Annotated in this window: 22 protein-coding genes; 11 read left to right on the top strand and 11 right to left on the bottom strand. The window is 70.5% G+C overall.

The features are described 5' to 3' along the window. The first annotated feature begins 87 nt into the window (after window positions 1-87). Complete coding sequence (locus ACIBK4_RS38785; protein ID WP_399002755.1) at window positions 88-873, top strand: DUF1963 domain-containing protein; 786 nt, start codon at window positions 88-90, stop codon at window positions 871-873. Here ACIBK4_RS38785 and ACIBK4_RS38780 read toward each other — a convergent pair whose 3' ends face one another. Then, window positions 874-1,746, bottom strand: a complete 873-nt coding sequence (locus ACIBK4_RS38780) for an SDR family NAD(P)-dependent oxidoreductase (RefSeq protein ID WP_399002752.1) — start codon at window positions 1,744-1,746, stop codon at window positions 874-876. Window positions 1,747-1,891: 145 nt separating this feature from the next. Between ACIBK4_RS38780 and ACIBK4_RS38775 the strand changes: the two genes are divergently transcribed. The 3 genes from ACIBK4_RS38775 to ACIBK4_RS38765 all read left to right on the top strand — a co-directional run bounded on the left by ACIBK4_RS38775 (window position 1,892) and on the right by ACIBK4_RS38765 (window position 6,572). Next, complete coding sequence (locus ACIBK4_RS38775; protein WP_399002750.1) at window positions 1,892-2,761, top strand: helix-turn-helix transcriptional regulator; 870 nt, start codon at window positions 1,892-1,894, stop codon at window positions 2,759-2,761. 135 nt (window positions 2,762-2,896) lie between these two features. Continuing rightward, complete coding sequence (locus ACIBK4_RS38770) at window positions 2,897-4,651, top strand: hypothetical protein (RefSeq protein ID WP_399002748.1); 1,755 nt, start codon at window positions 2,897-2,899, stop codon at window positions 4,649-4,651. 187 nt (window positions 4,652-4,838) lie between these two features. After that, window positions 4,839-6,572: an LCP family protein gene (locus ACIBK4_RS38765; RefSeq protein ID WP_399002746.1), complete on the top strand. Its 1,734-nt coding sequence runs from the start codon at window positions 4,839-4,841 to the stop codon at window positions 6,570-6,572. Between the two features lie 6 nt (window positions 6,573-6,578). Here the strand turns inward: ACIBK4_RS38765 and ACIBK4_RS38760 are convergent, their stop codons facing one another. The 7 genes from ACIBK4_RS38760 to ACIBK4_RS38730 are packed head-to-tail and all read right to left on the bottom strand — an operon-like array spanning window position 6,579 to window position 13,832. Further along, complete coding sequence (locus ACIBK4_RS38760) at window positions 6,579-7,046, bottom strand: DUF5990 family protein (protein ID WP_399002744.1); 468 nt, start codon at window positions 7,044-7,046, stop codon at window positions 6,579-6,581. 34 nt (window positions 7,047-7,080) lie between these two features. After that, window positions 7,081-8,088, bottom strand: a complete 1,008-nt coding sequence (locus ACIBK4_RS38755; protein ID WP_399002742.1) for an ABC transporter ATP-binding protein — start codon at window positions 8,086-8,088, stop codon at window positions 7,081-7,083. After that, entirely contained in the window at window positions 8,085-9,158 is a 1,074-nt protein-coding gene (locus ACIBK4_RS38750) for an ABC transporter ATP-binding protein (protein WP_399002740.1), read from the bottom strand. The genes ACIBK4_RS38755 and ACIBK4_RS38750 overlap by 4 nt, the downstream gene beginning before the upstream one ends. Beyond that, a complete protein-coding gene (locus ACIBK4_RS38745) occupies window positions 9,151-10,119 on the bottom strand; it encodes an ABC transporter permease (protein WP_399002738.1) in 969 nt (322 codons plus the stop codon). Before ACIBK4_RS38745 ends, ACIBK4_RS38750 begins: the two co-directional genes overlap by 8 nt. Before the next feature lie 5 nt (window positions 10,120-10,124). Next, window positions 10,125-11,153, bottom strand: a complete 1,029-nt coding sequence (locus ACIBK4_RS38740) for an ABC transporter permease (RefSeq protein ID WP_399002736.1) — start codon at window positions 11,151-11,153, stop codon at window positions 10,125-10,127. Then, entirely contained in the window at window positions 11,150-12,877 is a 1,728-nt protein-coding gene (locus ACIBK4_RS38735; protein WP_399002734.1) for an ABC transporter substrate-binding protein, read from the bottom strand. Before ACIBK4_RS38735 ends, ACIBK4_RS38740 begins: the two co-directional genes overlap by 4 nt. Before the next feature lie 58 nt (window positions 12,878-12,935). Further along, window positions 12,936-13,832, bottom strand: a complete 897-nt coding sequence (locus ACIBK4_RS38730) for a proline iminopeptidase-family hydrolase (RefSeq protein WP_399002732.1) — start codon at window positions 13,830-13,832, stop codon at window positions 12,936-12,938. 293 nt (window positions 13,833-14,125) lie between these two features. Between ACIBK4_RS38730 and ACIBK4_RS38725 the strand changes: the two genes are divergently transcribed. Beyond that, window positions 14,126-14,833 (top strand): FCD domain-containing protein, encoded by a 708-nt coding sequence (locus ACIBK4_RS38725; RefSeq protein ID WP_366429191.1) that lies wholly within the window; start codon window positions 14,126-14,128, stop codon window positions 14,831-14,833. Here the strand turns inward: ACIBK4_RS38725 and ACIBK4_RS38720 are convergent. Further along, window positions 14,830-15,672, bottom strand: coding sequence for a PhzF family phenazine biosynthesis protein (locus ACIBK4_RS38720; RefSeq protein ID WP_399002730.1), 843 nt, complete (start codon window positions 15,670-15,672; stop codon window positions 14,830-14,832). The two genes, ACIBK4_RS38725 and ACIBK4_RS38720, sit on opposite strands and share 4 nt — an antisense overlap. Window positions 15,673-15,721: 49 nt before the next feature. On the opposite strand from ACIBK4_RS38720, the gene ACIBK4_RS38715 reads away from it, so the two are divergent. The 4 genes from ACIBK4_RS38715 to ACIBK4_RS38700 all read left to right on the top strand — a co-directional run bounded on the left by ACIBK4_RS38715 (window position 15,722) and on the right by ACIBK4_RS38700 (window position 18,889). Next, complete coding sequence (locus tag ACIBK4_RS38715) at window positions 15,722-16,765, top strand: permease (RefSeq protein WP_399002728.1); 1,044 nt, start codon at window positions 15,722-15,724, stop codon at window positions 16,763-16,765. Next, window positions 16,762-17,505, top strand: a complete 744-nt coding sequence (locus ACIBK4_RS38710) for a TIGR03943 family putative permease subunit (protein ID WP_399002726.1) — start codon at window positions 16,762-16,764, stop codon at window positions 17,503-17,505. Before ACIBK4_RS38715 ends, ACIBK4_RS38710 begins: the two co-directional genes overlap by 4 nt. Window positions 17,506-17,723: 218 nt before the next feature. After that, window positions 17,724-18,176 (top strand): phospholipase, encoded by a 453-nt coding sequence (locus ACIBK4_RS38705; RefSeq protein WP_399002724.1) that lies wholly within the window; start codon window positions 17,724-17,726, stop codon window positions 18,174-18,176. 122 nt (window positions 18,177-18,298) lie between these two features. Next, window positions 18,299-18,889, top strand: coding sequence for a dihydrofolate reductase family protein (locus tag ACIBK4_RS38700; RefSeq protein ID WP_399002722.1), 591 nt, complete (start codon window positions 18,299-18,301; stop codon window positions 18,887-18,889). Between the two features lie 37 nt (window positions 18,890-18,926). Here ACIBK4_RS38700 and ACIBK4_RS38695 read toward each other — a convergent pair whose 3' ends face one another. Beyond that, window positions 18,927-19,706 carry a DeoR/GlpR family DNA-binding transcription regulator gene (locus tag ACIBK4_RS38695; protein ID WP_399002720.1) on the bottom strand — a complete coding sequence of 260 codons (780 nt, stop codon included), beginning with the start codon at window positions 19,704-19,706 and terminating at the stop codon, window positions 18,927-18,929. Window positions 19,707-19,830: 124 nt separating this feature from the next. Here ACIBK4_RS38695 and ACIBK4_RS38690 point away from each other — a divergent pair, with 124 nt between their 5' ends. Together ACIBK4_RS38690 and ACIBK4_RS38685 are read left to right on the top strand one after the other, a co-directional pair. Next, window positions 19,831-20,712 (top strand): SIS domain-containing protein, encoded by an 882-nt coding sequence (locus ACIBK4_RS38690; protein ID WP_399002718.1) that lies wholly within the window; start codon window positions 19,831-19,833, stop codon window positions 20,710-20,712. A gap of 41 nt (window positions 20,713-20,753) precedes the next feature. Continuing rightward, window positions 20,754-21,623: a ketose-bisphosphate aldolase gene (locus ACIBK4_RS38685; protein ID WP_399002716.1), complete on the top strand. Its 870-nt coding sequence runs from the start codon at window positions 20,754-20,756 to the stop codon at window positions 21,621-21,623. Here ACIBK4_RS38685 and ACIBK4_RS38680 read toward each other — a convergent pair. Beyond that, window positions 21,613-22,746, bottom strand: a complete 1,134-nt coding sequence (locus tag ACIBK4_RS38680; protein WP_399002954.1) for a methyltransferase — start codon at window positions 22,744-22,746, stop codon at window positions 21,613-21,615. The genes ACIBK4_RS38685 and ACIBK4_RS38680 overlap by 11 nt on opposite strands. Between the last annotated feature and the right edge of the window lie 27 nt (window positions 22,747-22,773).

Below are 22,773 nucleotides of genomic sequence, written 5' to 3'. Positions count from 1 at the left end.
GGCCCAGTTGGCGCGGCTTCGTCGGTCACCCGCTGCCAAGTCCCGGACCCGGTCCCGGTGTCAGTGGCCCATGGCACGATCCCGGGCATGACATCGATCGACGAACCGCTCCTTCTTGAGACGGCCGCCAAATACGGCGTTCCCCAGCCTGTCGTAGGGGAGTTGATGGCCCGGGCGCGACCCTGCCTCTACCTGGTGCCGTACGACCAAGTGCCCGAGTCCCTGCGGGAGAACGCCCGTCCCGCCGCACGGACGGGCGGGCTCCCCGCACTGCCGGACGGGGTGAACTGGCCCGACGGGAAAGAGCCGTTGGTCCTGAGCGTCGACTGCGCGGCCCTGCCGCAGGGCGTCCTGGACATCGAACTGCCCGCCGATGGGCACCTGTTGTTCTTCACGGAGATCGAGTACCCGCCGGAGGGCTCGGCGGTGCTGCACATACCGGCCGGGGTACGCACCACCGAACGCCCCGCGTCGTACCAACTCGACGGTGAGGCTGGGGAGATCAGGGTCTACGAACCGCGCACCCTGTATCCCGTGCCCGGCCTGACCTTCGACGGTGAGGGGGGCGGGGGCCCGCAGATCAACGCGTTCCTCGACGGCGACGGTGACGGCGCCCAGGACGCGCTGGACAGTTTCGAGGAAGCCGTCCGGGACCTGGCCTTCGGCGGGCATCGCCCCGGGGTCTGCGTCCAGCTCGGCGGGTTCTCCGATCCGTGGGACATGGCACCGGACACGGGCGACCTCGTGCTCATCGCCCAGATGGCAGGCCAGGCGATCGACTACGACGTCTTCACCATGAACCTCGTCGTGGGCACCCGGGAGGACCTCGCCGCCCGGCAGTACACCGGGCTCGGCTACGAGCAGCAGTGCTGATCACTTCCGGGCGACCGCCCCGACGAGGTCGGTGGTCGTGTCCCACAGTCGGCCGGCCAGGGCCTGGTCGAGGCCGGTCTTGCTCTGTCGCCGTACGGCAGGGGAACCGCGGAAGCCGCCGAGTCCGTCCGGGCCGATGTAGGAGTTGCCGGGGACGTCCTGGGTCGCCGCGTAGAGCAGGGACAGGGCGGCGCGTTCGGGGGCGTTGGTGAGGAACGTGAAGTGGTTGACGATGTTCGCGCGGGAGTGGGCCGCCAGCGCGGTGCGGGCGATACCCGGACTGGCGAGCACCGAGCGGACCGGGCTGCCGACGGCGGTCAGGCGGCGCTGCAACTCCAGTGAGAACAGCACGACCGCGAGCTTCGACGCCTGATAGGCCTGCATCCCGTTGTGCTTGCGCGTCCGCCAGTCGAGGTCGGCCAGGTCGAGCCGGCCCTGCTTGTGCAACTCGCTGGTGACGTGCACCACGCGGTCGGTGATGTGGTCGAGCAGCAGGGTGGTCAGCAGGAACGGGCCGGTGTAGTTGGTGGCGGTCTGGAGGTCCAGGCCGTCGGCGGTGCGTGCGGCGGGGATGTCCATCACGCCGGCGTTGTTGATCAGGATGTCGAGATCGCCGGACCAGGCGTCGGCGAAGGCCCGCACCGAGGTCAGGTCCGACACGTCGAGCGGGCGGATGTCGAAGGTGCCGGGCAGCCCGGCGACGGCACTGCGGGCCTTGCCGGTGTCGCGCACCCCCAGCACCAACCGGGCACCGGCACGGGCGAGTTCGCGTGCCGTGATCAGGCCGAGGCCACGCCCCGCGCCGGTGATCACCACCGTACGGCCGGTCAGGTCCGGGAGGTCGTTCGCTGTCCAACTCGCCTTATTAGTCATGGGACTTGGCTCCTGGCTCGATGGTGTGTAGTGGGGCGCGACCGCTGATCGCATCGTCAGTGAACTCGCCCCGCCACAGGCGCCGGAAGGACCTCCGCAACCACTGAACGGCAGGTCGTGGATAAGCCGCGCCGGATGGCCAACGATGAGAACCATGGACCACACGTTCGACCGCATGTCCCTCGGCACCTTCCTGCGCACCCGCCGCGCGGCCCTGCAACCGGAGGACGTCGGACTGCGCCGGGGACACCGCCGGCGCGCTCCGGGCCTGCGCCGCGAGGAGGTGGCTGAGCTGTGCACCATGTCCGCCGACTACTTCGCCCGGCTGGAGCGCGGCGACGGCCCGCAGCCCTCGGAGCAGATGCTCTCGGCCATCGCCCGCGGCCTGCGGCTGACCCCGGACGAACGCGACCACCTGTTCCTGCTCGCCGGCTACCGCACCGCCCGCCGCGATCTGCGCCTCCAACATGTGAGCCCCGGGCTGATGCGGGTCATGGACGGCCTGGCCGACACCACCGCACAGGTCATGGGCCCGCTGGGGGAGACCCTCCTGCAGACACCGTCCGCCGTGGCCCTGCTCGGCGAGCAGACCCAGTACACCGGCAACTCCCGCAGTGCGACGTTCCGTTGGTTCACGGACCCGGCCGAGCGGGAGCGCTACGACCCCGAGCAGCACGACGAGAACAGCCGCACCAACGCCGCCCTGCTGCGCGCCTCCACCACCCGCGACGGGCCCGGCTCTCCCGCGGCGGACCTGGCGGACGTCCTGCTGGGCGTCAGCGCCGAGTTCGCCCGGCTGTGGGAGCGCCACGAGGTGGGCCTGCGCTGGAGCGGCACCAAACGGTTCGTCCACCCCCAGGTCGGCCGCCTCGACCTCTACTGCCAGCTCCTGCTGGACCCGGACCAGGGCCAGTCACTCCTCGTCTTCACCGCAACCCCGGGCACGGAGAACCACGAGAAACTCGCCCTGCTCACCGTCCTGGGCACCGACCACTTCGCCACCGACACCGAGTGACTTCACCCGATTCTTCCCCAGCTCTTCCCTTCCACCGGTGAACCCCGTCGCCCCCATTCACCTCTACGACATGTAGTGGAGGTAGCCCCCGCGTGAACTGCCGACCGACGGGGACGGAGCGAGGAGAAGGACGCCATGGACGAGGGTCCCCGCACCGGCGGTGGTCTGCGGCTGAGGCGGCGCGACGCGCCCGCCACGGCGGGACCCCTGTGGGCCCGGCCGCTCGCGACCGAGCCCGCGGCGCCGCAGCAACTGCACCGGGGCATGACCCTCATCGCCGCGATCAGCCTCTTCATCGGCACCCGAGACGCCTGGACCAGGGCGATGACGTCCCGTCCGCCCGTCGCCGGGATCATCTCCGTCTGCTACGCCGGGATCCTGATCGCGGGCGTCCTCGCCCTCACCACCCGCACCCGGCGCGCCCTGACCCGGGTGGACGCGGGCGTCCTGCTCCTCGCCGTCGTCCTGGTGCTGTGCGGCTACTGGCTCAACCACGCCGGCACCGACGAGGGCGTCCTCACCGCGCAGGCCGCCCACGAGATCCTGCACGGGCACCCGATCTACGGCCAGCCCTGGCCATGGCTGTTCGACCGTTCGTCGGTCGGCATCACCAAGACCATGGCGGGCGGCGCCGACTACACCTACGGCTATCCGCCCCTGACCGCGCTGCTCGCCGCCCCCGTCCACGCCGTGATCCACTCGACGGCCGCCGCGACCCTCGTCACCACCGGCGCGCTGCTCGCGGGCGCCGTCCTGCTGTGGTGGCTGCTCCCGGCCCCCTGGCGGTCCGGCGCCACCGCCGTGTGCCTCGGCTTCGGCTTCCTGCCCGGCTACGCCTACTCCGGCTACCCCGCCGTCCTCGCCCTGGTCCTCCTCATCCCGGTGGTGGTCCGCTGGCCCGACACCGGCGCCGGCGGCCGGCTCGGACTCCCCGGAGTCGCACAGGCCCTCTGCCTGGGCGCGGCCTGCGCCACCCAGCAACTCGCCTGGTTCCTCACGCCGTTCCTCCTCGTCGGCCTCTACGCCGTCCGCCGCGGCGACCTCGGTGCCCGGCCCGCCCTCGGCGTCGTCGCCCGCTACACCGGCACCGCGGCCCTCATGTGGGCCGCGATCAACGCCTACTTCGCCACCCAGGACTTCCCCACCTGGCTGCACGGCCTGCTGCTGCCACTCACCCAGAAGGCGATCCTGCACGGCCAGGGCCTCATGGGGATCTCGTACTACTTCACCGCGGGCAGCAGGCACCTCGACTACTACTCCTACGCCAGCCTGCTGCTCCTGTTCGGCCTGCTCGCCGCCACCGTGCTCTTCGTACGGCGGCTCGGCCCCGCGCTCACCGTGCTGCCGTGGCTGAGCTTCTACCTCGCCACCCGGTCCCAGGACGGCTACTTCCTGATGATGACCCCGCTGTGGCTCGCGGCGGCCGCCACCGTCCCCGCCGCCGCGCTCGCCTCGGCCTGGCAGCCCCGCATCCCGCACGTGACCGGACACCGGGCCAAGGCCGTCCTCGCGGCGGGGCTCGTCGTGCCCGCCGTGCTGTGCGCGACGGTCGCCGCGGCCAGTGCGCCGCCGCTCAGGATGAACGTCACACCGAGCTTCGTCGAGCGGGCCGGCCACCGGGACATCACCCGCCTCACGGTCCGGGTCGTCAACATCACCGGCACCCGGCTCACCCCGCACTTCGCCAGCCGCCTCGGACAGGGCGCCTCCGACTGGTGGACCGCCTCCGACGGCCCGGCGACGCTCGCCCCGCACGCCTCCGCGACCTACGTCGTACGACCGCCCGGCGGTGTCCGGCGGGTGCCCGGAGGGTCGCATCCGCGCTTCTACCTCATCGCCGTGACCGGTACCCCGATGACCATCACGACCGCACGGATTCCGATCAGTTGACCGAGTTTGACGTAAAAGGATATCCCGTAAATGAGAAAGGCCCTGCGGTGTTCTCATCTGAGATTGTTATATTGCGCAACCACGCAAGAGAGACGGGAACCCCGCCTCGCCCGACCCGACACGGCCGCGCGCTTCTGGCCGCAGCTTCGACGGCCTGAACGGCCCGACCGTTTTGTGGGAGTGCCAGATGACCGACCTCGGGGACGGCCCCGTGCGACACGCCACGCGCAGCCGCACACGAGGGGTGCCCAGGCCGCGTGACGGCGAGATCGACGAACCGCTGCCCACCGGCGGCCGGGCCGCCGCACGCGCCGCGGCCCGCCAGGCCCCGCGCGGCGGATCCCGCGCACGCGGCCGCGCCGACACCCGCCGCCGCGCCAAGCCCACGCCACGCGGCAAGCAGGTGCTGAAGGTCGGCGCGATATCCCTGTCGGTGCTGATCCTGGCGGCCGCGGGCGGCGGCTGGTGGTTCTACGAGCACCTGAACGGCAACATCAACAGCATCGCGATCGACGACGGCGCAGGCGGCAAGGAGAAGGCCGACGCCTTCGGCCGGACACCGATCAACCTCCTCGTGATGGGCAGCGACGCCCGCAGCAGCGCGACCGACTGCAAGCTCGGCGGCGGCTGCTCGTCGACCGGCGTGCAGACCGGCAACGGCAACGCGGACGTCGAGATGGTGGTCCACATCTCCGCCGACCGCTCGAACGCCACCGTGATGAGCATCCCGCGCGACACCATGACCCAGGTCCCGGCCTGCAAGGACCCGGACAGCAGCCAGTCGACGGCCGGTTACTACGGCCAGATCAACAGCGCGCTGCAGTACGGCCAGGAGTGCCAGGTCAAGACCGTGCACGCGCTCACCGGCATCACCATCGACCACTTCGTGCAGATGGACTTCTCCGGCGTGGTGAAGATGTCCGACGCGGTCGGCGGCGTCTCGGTGTGCGTCGATGCCGACGTCTACGACACCTACTCGCACCTGAAGCTCGCCAAGGGCACCCACACCCTCAAGGGCAACGCGGCGCTGGAGTTCGTCCGCTCCCGGCACGGCTTCGGCGATGGCAGCGACCTCGGCCGTACCGTCTCCCAGCACCTGTTCCTGAGCGCGATGATCCGCAAGTTCAAGAGCGCCGGCACGCTCACCGACCCCCAGGCGGTCTACAACCTGGCCGACGCCGCCACCAAGGCGCTCACCGTGGACACCGGCCTCGGCACCGTCAAGAAGCTCATCGGGCTCGCCGCGGACCTCGACAAGGTCCCCACGAAGCGCATGACGTTCACCACGATGCAGACCGGCGCCGACCCGAACAACGCGGACCGCGTCGTGCCCGCGACGGCGGCGAAGAGCCTGTTCGCCACCATCGCCAACGACCAGTCGCTGACCACCTCTTCGGGCAAGAAGTCCTCGGCGGCCACCGCGACCGCCACGGCGGTGGCCGTCCCCGCCGCGCAGATCGCCGTGACGGTGGAGAACGGCACCACCATCAGCGGGCGCGCCTCCACGGTCGCGACCTCGCTGATAGACGGCGGCTTCAGCTCCGGCACCACCACGGGCAACGCCTCCGTCAGCGCGACCACGACCACGCTCACCTACGGCACCGGTCAGAAGGCCGAGGCGCAGACGGTGGCCAAGGCGATCGGCCTCGCCTCCTCGCACCTCAAGCAGGGCACCGGCACCGGCCTGACCCTGGTGATCGGCACGGACTGGCCCAGCGGCACGACATACCCCGGCTCCACCTCGTCGCCGGCCCCCGCCGACACCAAGGCGGCCACGTCCAACGCCCAGGCCTCGACCGCCGACCAGTCGAAGTCCTGCGCCAAGGTCAGCACCTACAAGACGGTCAGCCTCAACGGCGTCGCGATGACCCCGACCCAGGCCTACCGGCTGGCCACGAACAAGAAGGACTCGGCGTCCTGACGGGCGCTACACGACGCTCTCGGCGGTCCAGGTGATGTGCGGGGGATCCACCCGCGCGCACAGTGGACCGCCGTTCGCGTCCGTCAGACCGAGCCGCCCGACCAGCAGACCCTCGGACGCGGCGGCGGCCAGGACGTCGTCCGGCACGGAGTCGAGCATGAGCTTGGCCCGCCGGAACATGGTGAAGAGACCGGCCGCGTCGACCGTCCCCCACGACAGATAGACGAACCGCAGCCCCATCCGGTGCTGCACATACGGGCCCGTGACCACGACCCCGTCCGGCGTGACCTCCGCCGCGCACTCCAGCGTCCAGCTCGCGGACACGGCGTCCCCCGGCTGCGGGTCGAGGAGTTCGGCCGGCCGGTCCCGGCGCTGCACGGCGACATGGACGTTGTCGTACGTCGCGACGGGCTTGTCGGCGGGGGCGGGGAAGGTACGGCCGGGCAGGTCGACGGCGTCGATGCGGAGGTGCATACGGGCCATCATGCAGGGTCCGGCCGCAGCACCCTCAGTCGATCAAGGGAAAGTGGCAGGCGGTGTACCGACCGGAGGCGGTCCTCGTCAGCCGGGGCCGCTCCACGGCGCAGAGCTCACGCGCGTACGGGCACCGAGTCCGGAACGGACACCCCGTCGGCTTGTCCACCGGGTTGGGCACCTCACCGGTGAGCACGATCCGCTCCCGGGGGACCTCGTCGGTGAGCGTGCCGTCGTCGATGTCCGGCACGGCCGACAACAGCGCCTGCGTGTACGGATGTGCGGGCTCCTTGTACAGCGCCTCGGTCTCGGCGAGTTCGACGATCTCCCCGAGATACATGACCGCGATCCGGTCCGACACATGCCGGACCACCCCGAGGTCGTGCGCGATGAACACGTAGGTGAGCGCGAACTCCTCCTGCAAGTCGGCGAACAGGTTCAACACCTGCGCCTGGATGGACACATCGAGCGCGGACACCGGTTCGTCCGCCACGATCAACTTCGGGTTCGTCGCCAACGCCCGCGCGATCCCGATCCGTTGCCGCTGCCCGCCCGAGAACTCGTGCGGATACCGGTCCAGATGGGCCGCCGCCAGCCCTACGACGTCGAAGAGCTCGGCGACCCTACGGCGGACCGCGCGCCCGTCGCCGTAGCGGTGCACGAGCAGCGGCTCCGCCACGATGTCCCCGGCGCGACGGCGGGGGTTGAGCGAGGCCTGCGGATCCTGGAACACCAGCTGCATGCCCGGACGGACGGGACGCAGTCGCCGCGTGGAGAGTGTGCTGATGTCCCGGCCGTCGAACTCGACCCGCCCGCCGGTGAGTTCGGTGAGCCGCACCAGACAGCGGCCCAGCGTGGACTTGCCGCAGCCCGACTCGCCGACGATGCCGAGCGTCTCACCGGCGCGCACCTCCAACGACACACCGTCCACGGCCCGCAGCACCTTGCGGCGCGCGGAGAGCCCGTCCGCGCGCAGGGCGTAGTGCTTGGTGACGTCCGTGGCGCGCAGCAGCACTTCGGTCGATGTCGTCAGCGCGCTCATGGTGTCGCCTCTCGTTCCTTGTCCGGTACGTCCGTCGCCGCCGCGCGGGAGGTCAGGCGCAGCGAGGTGCGGTCGTCGTCGGGCAGCCAGCAGGCGTCGCGATGGGCGCCGTCACCGAGGTCGGCGCCGTAGTCGAAGACCGAGCCCGTCCTCAACACCGGCCGCTCCTCGCACCGTTCGTGCCGCAACCGGCACCGGGGCGCGAACGCGCACCCCTCCGGCAGGCTCCCCGGCGCCACCGGCATCCCCGCGATGGTGGGCAGCCGCCGCAGCCGGGGCCCGCCCACCCGGGGCACCGAGTCCAACAACCCCCAGGTGTACGGGTGTCGCGGTCCGTGGAACACCGCCCGGCGCGGGCCCTCCTCGGCCGCCCGGCCGCCGTACATGACGAGGACCCGGTCGGCGATCTGCGAGATGACGCCCATGTCGTGCGTGATGAGGACGACCGCCGAGCCCTGCCCGTTCAACTCCCGCATCAGGTCCAGGATTTGAGCCTGGACGGTGACGTCCAGCGCCGTGGTCGGCTCGTCGGCGATCAGCAGTGCCGGGCCGCAGGAGAGGGCCATCGCGATGACCGCGCGCTGGCGCATGCCGCCGGAGAACTCGTGCGGGTAGGCGTTCGCGCGGGAGGCCGCGTCCGGGATGCCGACGTCGGAGAGCAGACTGACGGCACGCGCGTGGGCCTCCTTGCGGGACACCTTCTCGTGCGCCCGGATCTGCTCGGCGATCTGCCAGCCCACGGTGTACACAGGGGTGAGCGCGGTCATCGGGTCCTGGAAGACCATGGCGATCTCCCGGCCCCGTACCGCCCGCATCTCCTTGTCGGGGAGGGTGAGCAAGTCCCGCCCACGGAAGTGCACTTGGCCCTCGACGGTCACGTTCGGACTGGTCAGCAGGCGCAGTACGGCGAGCATCGAGACGCTCTTGCCGGAGCCCGACTCACCCACCACGCCCAGGATTTCGCCGGGGGACACCGAGAAGGACAGGCCGTCGACGACGGTGACGGAGCCTCGGCGGGTGCGGAAGGACACCCTCAAGTCGCGTACGTCCAGCAGGGGTTGGTCAGGCATGGCGGGCCCTCGGGTCGAGTCGGGCGTACAGGATGTCCACCAGCGCGTTGGCGAGGACCACGAAGAACGCCGCGTACAGGACCGTGCCCATGATCACGGGCAGGTCCAGGTTCTGCAGGGCGTCGAAGGTGAGCTTGCCGATGCCGGGGAGGCCGAAGACCACCTCGGTGAGCAGCGCCGCGCCGCCCACCAACGCGCCGAAGTCCAGGCCGAACAGCGACACGATCGGGATCAGCGAGCAGCGCAGGGCGTGGCGGATCAGGATGCGCCGCTCGGAGAGGCCCTTGGCGCGCGCGGTGCGGACGTAGTCCTCGTTCAGGGCGGTGACGACCTCGCCGCGCAGCAGCCGGGCGTAGATCCCGGCGTACAGCAGCGCGAGGGTCAGCCAGGGGAAGAGGAGGTGCAGGGCCCACTGGCCGGGGTCGTGGCTCAGGTCGACGTAACCCGGTGGTGGCACCCAGGAGAAGACCGAACTGTGCAACTGCTTCTGCGTGATGAGGTTGACGACCTCACCGAGCCAGTAGGCCGGCAGCGAGACCCCGACCACGCCGACGAGCATGATCAGCGGGTCGGCCGCCTTGCCGCGCAGGGCCGCGGCAGCCGTGCCCATGACGATGCCGGCCACCATCCAGATCAGCGCGGCGCCGATCACGAGCGACAGCGTCACTGGGGTTGCCTGCACGATCTGCGGGATCACGCGGGAGCCGCGGTTGACGAACGACTCCAGGTCACGGTCGATGAGCAGGTGCCGCATCATCAGCAAGTAGCGGATCGGCATGGGGCGGTCGAGGCCGAACGAGTGCCGGACCTGGGCGAGCGTGGCCGGGTCGGCGTTGCGACCCGCGATACGGGCGGCGGGATCAACTCCCGGTGTGGCGAAGAAGATCAGGAAGACCAACACACTGATCGCGAACATCACCAGCAGGGCGGACGCGAAGCGCTTCACGATGAACCGGAGCATCGGAGTCACACCCCTCCGCGCAGCCGGGCGCCCGGGTCGAGCGCGTCGCGCACGCCGTCGCCGAGGACGTTGAGGGCCGCCGTGGTCAGCGCGATCAGCAGGCCGGGCGCGATCGTCACGGCGGGGCGGGTGTAGAGCAGCCCGAGGCCGTCCTCGATGATCGTGCCCCAACTGGCGTCCGGTGGTTGGACACCGACGGAGAGGAAGGACAGGGCCGACTCGGTCAGCATCGCGAGCGCGGTCATCAGCGGGACGAACACGATCGCCGTGGGCAGCACGTTCGGCAGTACCTCGCGGCGCAGGATGCGCACGGTCGGCGCACCGGAGCCGATGGCCGCCTGGATGTACTCCTTGTTGCGCAGCACCAGCACCTGACCGCGCAACGGCCTTGCGATGTACGGCACATAGATCGCCGCGATGATCGCGACGGGCAGCCAGAGACTTCCCGCCTCAACCGTGAGCGGGCCGAGGTGCAGTCCGTCGGTGAGGAGGACGACCGAGAGGCAGATCGCCAGCAGGTACACCGGGAAGGCCCAAATGACGTCCAGGACACGGGAGATGACGGCGTCCACGACACCGCCCGCGTATCCGGCGACGACTCCGACGACCGTACCGAGGGCGCAGGTGAGCAGGGCCGCCGTGAAGCCGATGAACAGGCTCGTCCGGCCGCCGTAGAGGAGGCGGGCCATGACGTCGCGGCCCTGGTTGTCGGCGCCGAGGAAGTAGTGGGCGGGGTCCCAGGTCGGGCCGATCGGGGTGACGCCGAGGCCGAGGCCGGTGCTGCTCGGGGTGAGCACCGGCACGGTCTTTCCGCCGACGACCGTGGTGCCGGAGACATGGGACTGGAAGGGGTCGGTGTGGGCGATGTGGTGCGCGTACAGCGGGGCGCACAGGGTCGCCAGCACGACCAGGAAGAGGACGACGGCCGCGGCCAGCGCCGACCTGTTGTGCAGCAGGTCGGCGCCGGCCGTCCGCCAGGGGCCCGGCGAGCGCCGGGCCTCGACGGTGGCCAACTCGGGTGCGGCGGTGCTCACTTGACCCACGTCTGGCCGACGAGCATGTAGAACTGCTTGCTGAACTGGTAGTTGCCCAGGCGCTTCGACGTGAAGTCGATGATCTTCGGGTTGATCAGCGGGACGACCGGTGACTGCTGCATGATCGACTGGTCGATCGCGCCCCACTGCTTGTTCGCCGCCGTCGGGTCGGTCTGCGCTGTCTTCAGCGCGGTCTGCATCTTCGCGTCGACGCCCTTGTCGCAGAAGCCCGAGATGTTGATGCTGGAGTCGCTGCCGGGGTGGAACGCGGCGCAGGAGAACAGCACGTTGAGGAAGTCGGAGGCCGCCGGATAGTCCTGGTACCAGGACGTCAGGGCGAGTTGGACCTTGTTCTTGGTGTTCTGGATGTAGGTGAACTGGATGTTCCCCGACAGCGGCTTGAGCGTGGCCTTGTAGCCGAGCTGGGTGAGCAGGCTCTGCAGGTACTGCCCGATCGACTTGTTGACGTCGTCGTCCTGCACGACGATGCCGACCGCCTGCCCCGCCGTACCGGACTGCTTCACCAGCGCCTTGGCCTTGGCCAGGTCCGCGGCCGTCCAGGTCTTCCCGCCGCCCTTGGTGTAGTCGCACGAGTCGACGTGCCCGGGGAAGCCCGGCGGCAGGATCGTGCACGCGGGGGAGGCAAGGTTGGTGCCGCCGTACAGCCGCACCACGGCCGACCGGTCCACGGCCCAGTTGATCGCTTGGCGCGCCAACTTGTTGTTGAACGGGGCCGAGTTGACGTTCAACGTCGCGTACCAGAACGCCGTCAGCGGGTTCACATGCGCCTGGGACGTGTACTTGGTGCCGATCTCGTTGAGGCGGTCGGCGGGCGGCGGGTCGTACATCCAGTCCGCCTGGCCGTTCTCGACGGCGGTCACCTCGGACTCGACGGTCTGCCCGAAGGTGTAGTCGATCTCGTCCGGGTAGCCCTGCGGTTCGGCCTCGCGCGACCACTCCTTGAAGTGCGGGTTGCGCACCAGCTTCAGCGCACGGTTCGGGTCGTAGGACGCCGCCATGTACGGGCCGGTCGTCGGCAGCGGCTTCGTGCCCGCGTCCTTCGCCGGCGAGTCCTTGGGCAGGATGCTGGCGTGCGGGACGGCCAGTTTGTACGGGAACTCCGAGTCCGGCGCCGTCAGGTTGATGGTGACCGTGTTCGCCTTCGCGTCGCCGGTCACACCGCCCTTGAGCGTGCAGGACGCGGGCGTCTTCAGGCAGGCGGTGGCGCCGACGATGCCGTTGTAGAAGGTGCCGGCGGTGGGGCTGGAGACCTTGAAGATGCGCTGGAAGGACGCCACCACGTCATCGGTGGTCAGCGCCTTGCCGTTGGAGAAGCTGATGCCCTTGCGGAGCGTGAAGGTGTACGTCTTGCCGCCGTTGGTGACCTTCGGCATCGCCGCGGCGAGATCCGGGACGACCGTGAACGACTCCTGGCCGCCGACCTTCTTGAAGGACAGCAGCCCGTCGTACATCGACTGGTACAACTGCCAGTACTGGAGCGTGTAGTTGACCTGCGGATCGAGGCTGCCGGCGGCCGCGTGGGCGACCAGCTTCAACGTCCCGCCCTTGTGCTGCGGCTGGAACACGGAGGTGCCGGACGCCGACGAGGACGTGGACGTGGTCGGGTCGGAGGAGCCGCTGTCGGAGGACGAACAGGCGGCGGTGGTCAGGGCGAGGGCGACGGTGGCGGCGGCGAACGCGCTCCGTCTCGTGGTGCGGGACATCCAGGGAACTCCCGTCGGGGGAAGGGCTGTCGGGACGGCCGGGGGAGGGGCCGAAGGATCAGTCGGTGGAGTCGAGGAAGGTGCCCACGACCCGGAGGTAGAGCTCCTCCTCCTCGACGTGGGGCATGTGGCTGGAGCGCTCGAACATGTGCCAGCGCACGTCGGGGATGTGGTCGGCGAACGGGCGCAGAGTCTCGGGAGTCGCCTCGTCGTACCGGCCGGACACCAGCAGCGTCGGTGCCTCGACGAGATGCAGCCGGTCGATCACGGACCAGTCCTTCATGGTGCCGACGACATGGAACTCGTTCGGCCCGTTCATGGTGTGGTAGACGGTCGGGTCGGCCGCGATGTTCTCCCAAGTGGCCTGCACCTCGGGCGGGTTGGGGATCAGCCGGCACACATGACGCTCGTTGAAGACCTGCTCGGCGGCGAGGTAGTCGGGGTGGTCGGTGGTCCCGGCCGCCTCGTGGGCGAGCAGGGTCCGCTGGACCTCGGGCGGAAGCTGGCCGCGCAGTTCGGCCGCCGCCGCGAGCCAAAGCTCCATGGACGCGGGGGAGTTGGCGATGACCAGCCCGCGCAGCCCGGCCGGCCGGCGCACGGCGTGCTCGGCGGCGAGCATGCCGCCCCAGGACTGGCCGAGGAGGTGATAGGCATCGGCGATGCCCAACTCCTTGAGCAGGTTGTCCAGTTCGTCGAGGAAGAGCTGGACGGTCCAGAAGTCGGCGCCCTCGTCGGGCAGATGGGTGGACAGCCCGGTGCCGAGCTGGTCGTAGTGCACCACCTGGCGGCCCTGTTCGGCGATGCCCGCGATGCTGAGCGTGTAGTTGTGGCCGGCGCCGGGTCCGCCGTGCAGGACGACCAGCGGTGTCCTGCCGGGTTCGCCGGTGATCCGGTACCAGGTGGAATGCCCGTTGAAGTCGACGGTGCCGGTGTGATTCGGTTCGGGAATCGCCACGCGAGGGCCTCCCAGTCGGGCCGGATGCGAACCGGCCTCTGGCTGAAACGGAAAAGGAAGTGACGGATGGCTGTGATGGTGATTGGGTAAAAGGTCAGCGCACAAGACCTTTTAGCGGGGGCTGGGCAAGACGTAACGGCGCGTTCACGTGGCCCGCCCGCGTTTACAGCAGCGGCATTGAAGGGGGAGGACAACTGACATCCGTACCTGAGGCGTCCGAGGCCGGGGGCGAGTTCTCCCGCGTCCTCGACCGTGTCCTCCTCGGCGGCTCCCCGTCCTCCGCTCTGCGCCCGGTGCGAGTGGCCTCGGCGGTCGACGAGGTGTCCGACCGGCTGCTCACCGCGATCGCCGTCGGCGACTTCCTGCCCGGCGAACGGCTGCCGGCCGAGCGCGAACTCACCGGCCTGCTGCGGGTCAGCCGCCCCACCGTCCGCGAGGCGGTCGCCCGCCTCCAGGCCGTCGGCGTGGTCGAGATCCGCCGCGGCCGCAACGGCGGGACCTACGTCCGCGACAGCTGGACCGAGTCGACGGCGGCTGCCGTTCGGCACACGCTGCTGCCCCGCTGGGAGGAGTTCGAGCAACTCTTCGACCTGCGGGGCCTGGTCGAGGGCATGGTCGCCGCGACGGCGGCCCGGCGCCGGAGCGGCAAGGACCTCGAACCGATGCGGGACGCCCTGTCCGCCTACCTCTCCGCCAAGACCCAGCGCGACGCCCACACCGCCGACAGCGCCTTCCACCAGGCCGTCCGCACCGCCACGGGCAACCCGCAGATCGTCAACCTCAGCCAGGACCTGCTGGCCCGGATCAGCCTCGGCTTCCCGGTCGAACCCTGGGGCAAGGGTGAACAGACCCACTTCCACCAGGGCGGCGAGGACCACAAGGCCCTGTACGAGGCCATCGCGGCCGGCGAACCCGAACGCGCCGAGGAGATCGCCCGGGGTCACTTCACGATCAGCGCCGACCTGATCCGGGACGTACTGGAACGGGTACGGGCCCGTTAGGCGGTCAACTCCCGTACAGCATCGGCGACTTCCGCGACACCGCCCAGCCGCAGCACGGGTCGCGCGCTCGCGGTGATCGTCGCCGGGCTGCCGAGCGCGTCGCCCATGTCGACGGCGATCTCGGTGATGCCCCGCCCGGCCAGGTCGGCGGCGAGGCACGCGGTGCTGTTGGCGTTGGCGATGTCCTCCGGGACGCCGATCGAGGGCGCGAACATGCGTGCCGCGATCCGGCCGGAGCGCGACGGCACCGAGTAGACGTAGCAACCGAGGAGCCCGAACCGGTCGCAGGCCGACCGGAGAACCTCGAAGTCCGGGGCCAGCGCGGCGAGTTCGGCGCGTGAGGCGACCGGGACGAGCAGACGTGCCCGCCCGACGGAGGCCACGCGGGCACCTGGCACGAGCGTGTCCGAGGTGACGCCCAACGCGGGCAGGACGAGCGCGCACTCGTCCGGGGTCGGCTCGCGCAACTCGACCGGACCCGGCTCGAAGACGGCACGGAACCGCGCCCCCTCCCGTACGGCCCGGCCCGCGAACGAACGCCCGGCAGCGCGCAGGACGCCCTGGTACTCCGAGCCTCCGGCACGTGCCGCGAGGAAGGCCAGTGCGGCGACCGTGCCGTGACCGCAGGCGGGCAGTTCGCCCCCGGCGGTGAAGAAACGGAGCGAGACCTCGGGCGCGCGCACCGACACGAACACGGCGTGCGAGGTCCCCGCGAGGACCGGCACCCGACACCGCTCGTCGTCGCTCAACGGCACCTCGTCCAGCACCGCGGTGGGACTCCCACCGGTGCCCTCGCGCAGACACGCGCGGACGATGCTGACGGACAGTCGGCTGATCACACGAGAACCGTACTATCTTCTGTCACAACATCAGACATTCGGAGCAAATATGCAAAAAACGGATGAGCTGCTTGATGTGACGGAGGCGGCGATCCCGGCCGTCGTCCATCCACCCGAGCGACGGCGCCGCGCTCTTCGCAGACCCCCGCCCACGACAGCGTTCGCCCTCGCGCTCGGCCTGGCGACGGCCGTCCTCGCGCTGTCGGGCACACCCTGGCTGAACGACCCCGCCGTGGCGGCCTGGCGGACCGTCTGCCTGGCCATCACCGTGCAGGCGCTGCCCTTCCTCCTCCTCGGCACCGCCCTGTCCGGGGCCATCAACGCCTTCGTCCCGGCTGACCTGTTCACCAAGGTGCTGCCCAAGCACCCCGCGCTCGCGGTCCCCGTCGCGGGCGTCGCGGGAGTGGTCCTGCCGGGCTGCGAATGCGCGTCCGTGCCGGTCGCCAACAGCCTGATCCGGCGGGGCGTCACCCCGGCCGCCGCCTTCGCGTTCCTGCTCTCCGCGCCCGCGATCAACCCGATCGTGCTGACCGCCACCGCCGTCGCCTTCCCGGGCAGCCCCGCCATGGTGCTGGCCCGGCTGCTCGCCTCGCTCGCCACCGCCGCCGTCATGGGCTGGCTCTGGCTCTGGCTGGGACGCGAGGAGTGGCTGCGACCCGTCGTGCGGCACACCGGACACCAGTCCGGCCACAGCCGCTTCACGGAGTTCCGGCTCGGCTTCCAGTACGACTTCCTGCACGCGGGCGGCTTCCTCGTGCTGGGCGCGATGGCCGCGGCCACCTTCAACGTGACCGTCCCGCGCTCGGTCCTCGACACCTTCTCCGGCTCGCCCTGGCTGTCCGTGCTGTTCCTGGCCGGTCTCGCCGTCGTCCTCGCGGTCTGCTCCGAGGCCGACGCGTTCGTCGCCGCCTCGCTCACCGGCTTCTCGCCGACCGCACGGCTGGCCTTCATGGTCGTAGGCCCGATGGTCGACCTCAAACTGATCGCCCTTCAGGCCGGCACCTTCGGCCGGGCGTTCGCGGTGCGCTTCTCCACCGCGACCACCGTCGTGGCCGTGGCCGCCAGCGTCCTGATCGGAGGCGCCCTGCTGTGAAGCGCACCGCCCAAGTACTCCTCCTGGTCCTCACCGGCCTGGGCCTCCTCCACACCGCCCTCTTCACCGACCTCTACCTGCGCTACGTCAAGGAAGGCCTGCGCCCGCTCCTGATCATCTCCGGCGCCCTGCTCCTGCTCCTAGGCCTGGCGCACGCGATGTTCGACCGCGGATCCGGCGACGCGGAGGAGCACGACCACGAGCACGATCACGGCCACGGACACGACCACTCCACCGCCCCCCGCATCGCCTGGCTGCTCTTCCTCCCCGCACTCAGCCTCCTCTTCTACGCCCCGCCCGCCCTCGGCGCCTACACGGCCTCCCACGCGGGCAGCGAGACCGTCAAGAAGCAGAAGGGGTTCGCCGCACTGCCCGCGACCTCGCCCCTGCCGATGACCCTCACGGACTTCACCACCCGGGTCCAGCAGGACAAGGAACTGGCCATCAAGGGGCGCAGCGTCGAGATGACCGGGTTCGCGACGCCGGTCAAGGGCGGCGGCTGGGACCTGACCCGGATCATCTTCACCTGCTGCGCGGCGGACGCCCAGACGGTCAAGGTCCACATGTACGGCACCCCGGCCCCGCCCGCGAACACCTGGCTGGCCGTCACCGGAACCTGGCACACGCAGGGCGCGCTCGGCACGCGAACCGCGGCGGCGGCCCTCGACGTCCACGCCACCCGGAACATCGCCCAACCGGTGAACGCCTTCACGGACGACCTGCCCCTGACCCCGTCCTGAACCCCGTCGCGTGGGCGTGAACTCCGGCCGGCAGCAGGGGTATTGGGCACCCCCTCTGCCGGTTCTGTCCCGCCGGGTTCATGTCCCGATCGCCTGGCATGTCCGAGAGTTAACGGGTCATTGGGGCACATGCGGTGTGAAGAGGGGGTCAGGGTGTCAATCATCTTGTCATGAACCTGCGATCCGACGGGCGGATCGCGGTCTCATGGAGGTGTTGAATGCACCGCAGACTCGCCACCGGTCTCGCCGCCTCAACTCTGGCTCTGGCAGCCGTCGTTGCCACCGCGACAGCCGCCGCCGCAGCCCCCGCCGACAAGCCCCAGGTCCTCGCCGGCTGGACCCAGACCAGTGCGTCGAGCTACAACCTCTGGGCCGCGGCCCGCGCCAACCAAGTCGCCTGGTCCGCCTACGAGTTCGACTGGTCCACCGACTACTGCTCCGACTCGCCCGACAACCCCTTCGGCTTCCCCTTCGCCACCTCCTGCGCCCGCCACGACTTCGGCTACCGCAACTACAAGGCCGCCGGCGCCTTCGACGCCAACAAGTCCCGGCTCGACAGCGCCTTCTACGAGGACCTCAAGCGCGTCTGCGCGGGTTACAGCGGCGCCACCGCGACCACCTGTGACAGCACGGCGTGGACGTACTACCAGGCCGTCAAGGTCTTCGGCTGACGGACCGTCAACCGGCATGGCGGCGCGGGACGTTGCCCTTCGGCGTCCCGCGCCTCGCCGCCAGGCCGGAAGCGGGTCCGCGACGACCGATGAGTTCGGGCGGCCCGGACGGTCTACCCGGCATGAGCGAAAAAGTGATCTCCGGAATGTCCATGTCCCTCGACGGCTTCATCACCGCCCCGGACGACACCCGCGCCCACCCCCTCGGCGTCGGCGGCGACCGCCTGCACCGATGGGTCCGGGAAATGGACGACACCGACGCCAAGGTCCTCGCCGAGATGGCCGACGGCGTCGGAGCCGTCCTCATGGGCCGCCACTCCTACGACGTCTGCGAAGGCGAGGGCGGCTGGGGCGACGGAGGGCCGGTGGGGAAGGTCCCCTGTGTCGTGCTGACCCACCGTGCCCCCGATCCGGCGGACGTCGTCGCCCCCGACGTGTTCACCTTCGTCACCGACGGCATCGAGTCCGCGGTGGCCCGCGCCAAGGAGACCGCCGCCGGTGGGGACGTCGGGGTCCACGGTGCGACCGCAGCCCAACAGGCCCTGAACGCCGGTCTGTTGGACGAGGTGCACATCATGCTCGTGCCCGTGCTGCTGGGCGCGGGCAAGCGGCTCTTCGACCACCTCGGCGGTCCCGTCGAACTCCGCCGGCTCTGGACGCGCGAGTCGCCGGACATCACCCACCTGCGCTTCGAAGTCCTGACCAAGCGCTGATCGGGCTTTCCGGAGCGGTGTCGGCGCGGGCCTGCCGTCACACGGCGACGACCCGGACCCCCGCCTCCTCGAACCGCCGCACCATGTCCGCCCCCACCCCCGCGTCCGTCACCAGCGTGTTCACCGCCTGGGCCGAGCAGATCCGGGCGAACGCCCGCTGGCCCAGCTTGCTGGAGTCGGCCGCGACGATCACGCGCTCGGCGCGCTCGCACAGCAGCCGGTTGATCGCGGCCTCCGCCTCGTCGTGGGCCGCCGCGCCGTGCGTCACGTCGAAGGCGACCACACCGAGCACCGCGACATCGACGGTGATCTGCGAGAGCACCCCGTCCGCGAGCGGCCCGACGAGTTCGTACGACTGCGGGCGCGCGACCCCGCCGGTCAGCACGATCTTGAACTGGGGCCGTACGGCGAGCTCGTTGGCGATGTTGAGCGCGTTGGTCACGATGGTCAGCGCGGGTGTTCCGGAGGTGAGGTCGCTGCGGACGGCCAGGGCGCGGGCCACCTCCGTGGTCGTCGTGCCGCCGGTCAGGCCCACCGCCTCGCCGGGCGCGACGAGTTCGGCGACCGCCTTGGCGATGCGCTGCTTCTCGGAGGCGTGCCGGGCGGTCTTGTAGCGCAAGGGCAGTTCGTACGACACCCCGTGCACGACGGCGCCGCCCCGGGTGCGCACCAGCATCTGCTGCTCGGCGAGTTGGTCGAAGTCACGGCGGATCGTGGCGGCCGACACCGCGAGGTCGGCCGCGGCCTCCTCGACATCGAGCCGACCGCGCTCGACGAGCAGGTCCAGCAGTGCCTTCCAGCGGGCGTCGCGCGACATCCGCACTCTCCGTTCCTCGATCCTCGCCGACCCTAGCGCACACACCCTTGGTTGAATTGCTTGATTGTGCTCGAAAGCTCGCTATATCTTGCAGCAACAAGCATCAACGGGGAGGGGCTACGGCATGACGTACGTCGAGGACGAGCTGAACAGCCAGCCGGAGTGCTGGATACGCGCCGCGTCGGAGGCGCCGGGATTCCGGGACGCGCTGCCGACGCCGGGGGAGCGGGTCGCGATCGTCGGCTGCGGCACCTCGTACTTCATGGCCCAGGCGATCGCCGCCCTGCGCGAGGGCGCGGGCCAGGGGGAGACCGACGCCTTCGCCGCCTCGGAGTTTCCGCACGGGCGCTCGTACGACCGGGTCCTCGCCCTCACCCGCTCCGGCACCACCACCGAAGTGCTCGAACTCCTGAGGGAGTTGAAGGGGCGCACCCGCACCACCGCGATCACCGCCGACCCGCACACCCCCGTCATGACGGCCGCCGACGACATCGTCGTGCTCGACTTCGCCGACGAACGGTCCGTCGTACAGACCCGGTTCGCGACCACCGCCGTCACCCTGCTCCGCGCCCACCTGGGCCTGCACACCGACGCCGTCATCGCCGACGCCCGCACCGCGCTCACCGCCGAACTGCCCCAACAGCTGGTCGCCTGCACCCAGTTCACCTTCCTCGGCCGCGGCTGGACGGTCGGGCTCGCCAACGAGGCCGGGCTGAAGATGCGCGAGGCCTCACTGTCCTGGACCGAGGCCTACCCGGCGATGGAGTACCGGCACGGCCCGATCAGCATCACCACCCACGGCACCGCCACCTGGATGCTCGGCGAGGCACCCGAGGGACTCGCCCAACAGGTGGGCGCCACCGGCGGGTTGTGGATCGAGGGCGGCCTCGACCCGCTCGCCGAACTCGTCCGCGCCCAGCGCCTCGCGGTCGCCGTCGCCGCCCACCGCGACCTGGACCCGGACCGCCCGCGCCACCTCACCCGCTCGGTGATCCTCGCCCCCTGAAGCCCGAACTCCCGGTATTCCAGGACAGAAAAGGACAGGCCGTGCCCCTCGTCACCACCGGCGAGCTCGTCACCCGCGCCGCCACCGCCCGCTCCGCCGTCGCCGCCTTCAACATCATCACGCTGGAACACGTCGAGGCCGTCATCGCCGGCGCCGAGTCCACCGGCGCCCCCGTCGTCCTCCAAGTCAGCGAGAACGCCGTCAAGTTCCGCTACGGCCGCCTCCTCCCGCTCGCCCGCGCGGCCGTAGCCGCCGCCGAACGGGCCGCGGTTCCAGTGGCGTTGCATCTCGACCACGTCCAGAGCGACGACCTGCTACGACAGGCGCAGGCCGCCGGATTCAGCTCCGTCATGTACGACGCAGCCCGCCTGCCCTACGCAGAGAACCTCGCCGCGACCCGCGCCGCCGCCGACTGGGCACACGCCCAAGGCCTGTGGATCGAGGCCGAGTTGGGAGAGGTCGGCGGCAAGAACGGCGAGCCGCCCCTCGACGCCCACGCACCCGGCGCCCGCACCGACCCCGCCCAGGCCCGCGCCTTCGTCGCCGACTCCGGAGTCGACGCGCTCGCCGTGGCCATCGGTAGTTCGCACGCCATGACCACCCGTACGGCCATCCTCGACCACGACCTCCTGAAGCGGCTCACCGCGACCCTGGACGTCCCGCTCGTCCTGCACGGCTCCTCAGGAGTCCCCGACGACGAACTGACCGCGGCCGTCGCCGGCGGCATCACCAAGGTGAACGTGGGCACGGCCCTCAACCAGGCGATGACCGGCGCGATCCGCACGTTCCTCGCCGACCATCCCGAGGCGGTCGACTCCCGCAAGTACCTGAGCGTGGGGCGGGAGGCGATGGCCGGGGCGGTGGCCCGGATCATCGGCGTACTCACCGGAGGCGGTGGGGTTATCGCTTGACGGCCTTCAGCACCACGAACTTCGCGTCGCTGGCAACCAGTTGACTGTTGCCGAAGAGCCGCTTCAGCTTGACGTGGTAGGCGAGATGGCGATTGCCGATCACCCACAGCTCGCCGCCCGGCCGCAGCGCGCGCCGCGCCCCGGAGAACATCCGCCAGGCCGTCGCGTCGGTCGTCGCCTGGTGGGAGTGGAAGGGCGGATTGTTCAGCACGAGGTCCACACTGTCGGCCGGGACCCCGACCAGCCCGTCCCCGACCCTGAACTCGGCATGCCCGGGTGCGCCGTTGGCCTTGTAGGTCGCCTCCGCCGAGGCGACGGCCTGGAACGACTCGTCCACGAACAGGACTTCGGCCTCCGGATCGGCCAGCGACACCGCCGTACCGACGACACCGTTGCCGCACCCGAGGTCAACGACCTTGCCGAGCCCACGACTTGAGGGCAGATGCTGGAGCAGGAAACGAGTCCCGATGTCGAGGCGCTCGGCGCAGAACACACCCGCGTGATTGACCACGGTCCGCCCCGAGACGACACCGATGCCGTCGGGCAGGGCGTAGCTGTGCGGCCAGGGATTGGTGCCACGTGCCCCTGAGGACCGGGGCGTGCAGTGGATCAGCCGGGCCTTCTTCTCGGCCAGCGAGGTCCGGGTCGGGCCGAGGATCCGCTCGAACAGCTTCAGCGTCGAGGTGTGGATCTCCTTCACCATGCCGGTACCGACGACGACCGTGTCCGCGTGCACGGCAGGCGCCAGCCGCAGCAACTGGTCCTCCAGCAGCGCGAGACTCTTGGGCACCCGGACCAGCAGCACGTCGACGCGCTCGGGCGGCGGATCCTGGGTGGTGAGCAGCCGTACGGAATCCGCGGCGACCTCGTTGCGCGCGAGGTTCGCCCTGGTCGCCTCCTGGGTGAGGAACGAGTCCGTGATCTGCACCGGCCCGCGCTCGGCGAGCGCCGTGGCCAGGGCGCCCCAGCGGTCGCCCACGATCACGACCGTGCCGGACAGCGGGGTGTCCTGTTCCGCGAGCTGCCGCAGAAGGTATTCGTCGGAGGCGTCCCAGGCGCGCAGCCGGTCGCGCGGGTCCTCGGGGAAGCGGGCCAGGGCGCGGTCGCCCCACGGAGTCGTCATTCGGTCGATATGGTCGTCCATCGTGCG

Origin of the sequence: Streptomyces sp. NPDC050528, from assembly GCF_044457795.1 — a bacterium.
Lineage (GTDB): Bacteria > Actinomycetota > Actinomycetes > Streptomycetales > Streptomycetaceae > Streptomyces.
Note: the sequence above shows the minus strand (reverse complement) of the source record. Positions and strands in the feature narration are given on the sequence as shown.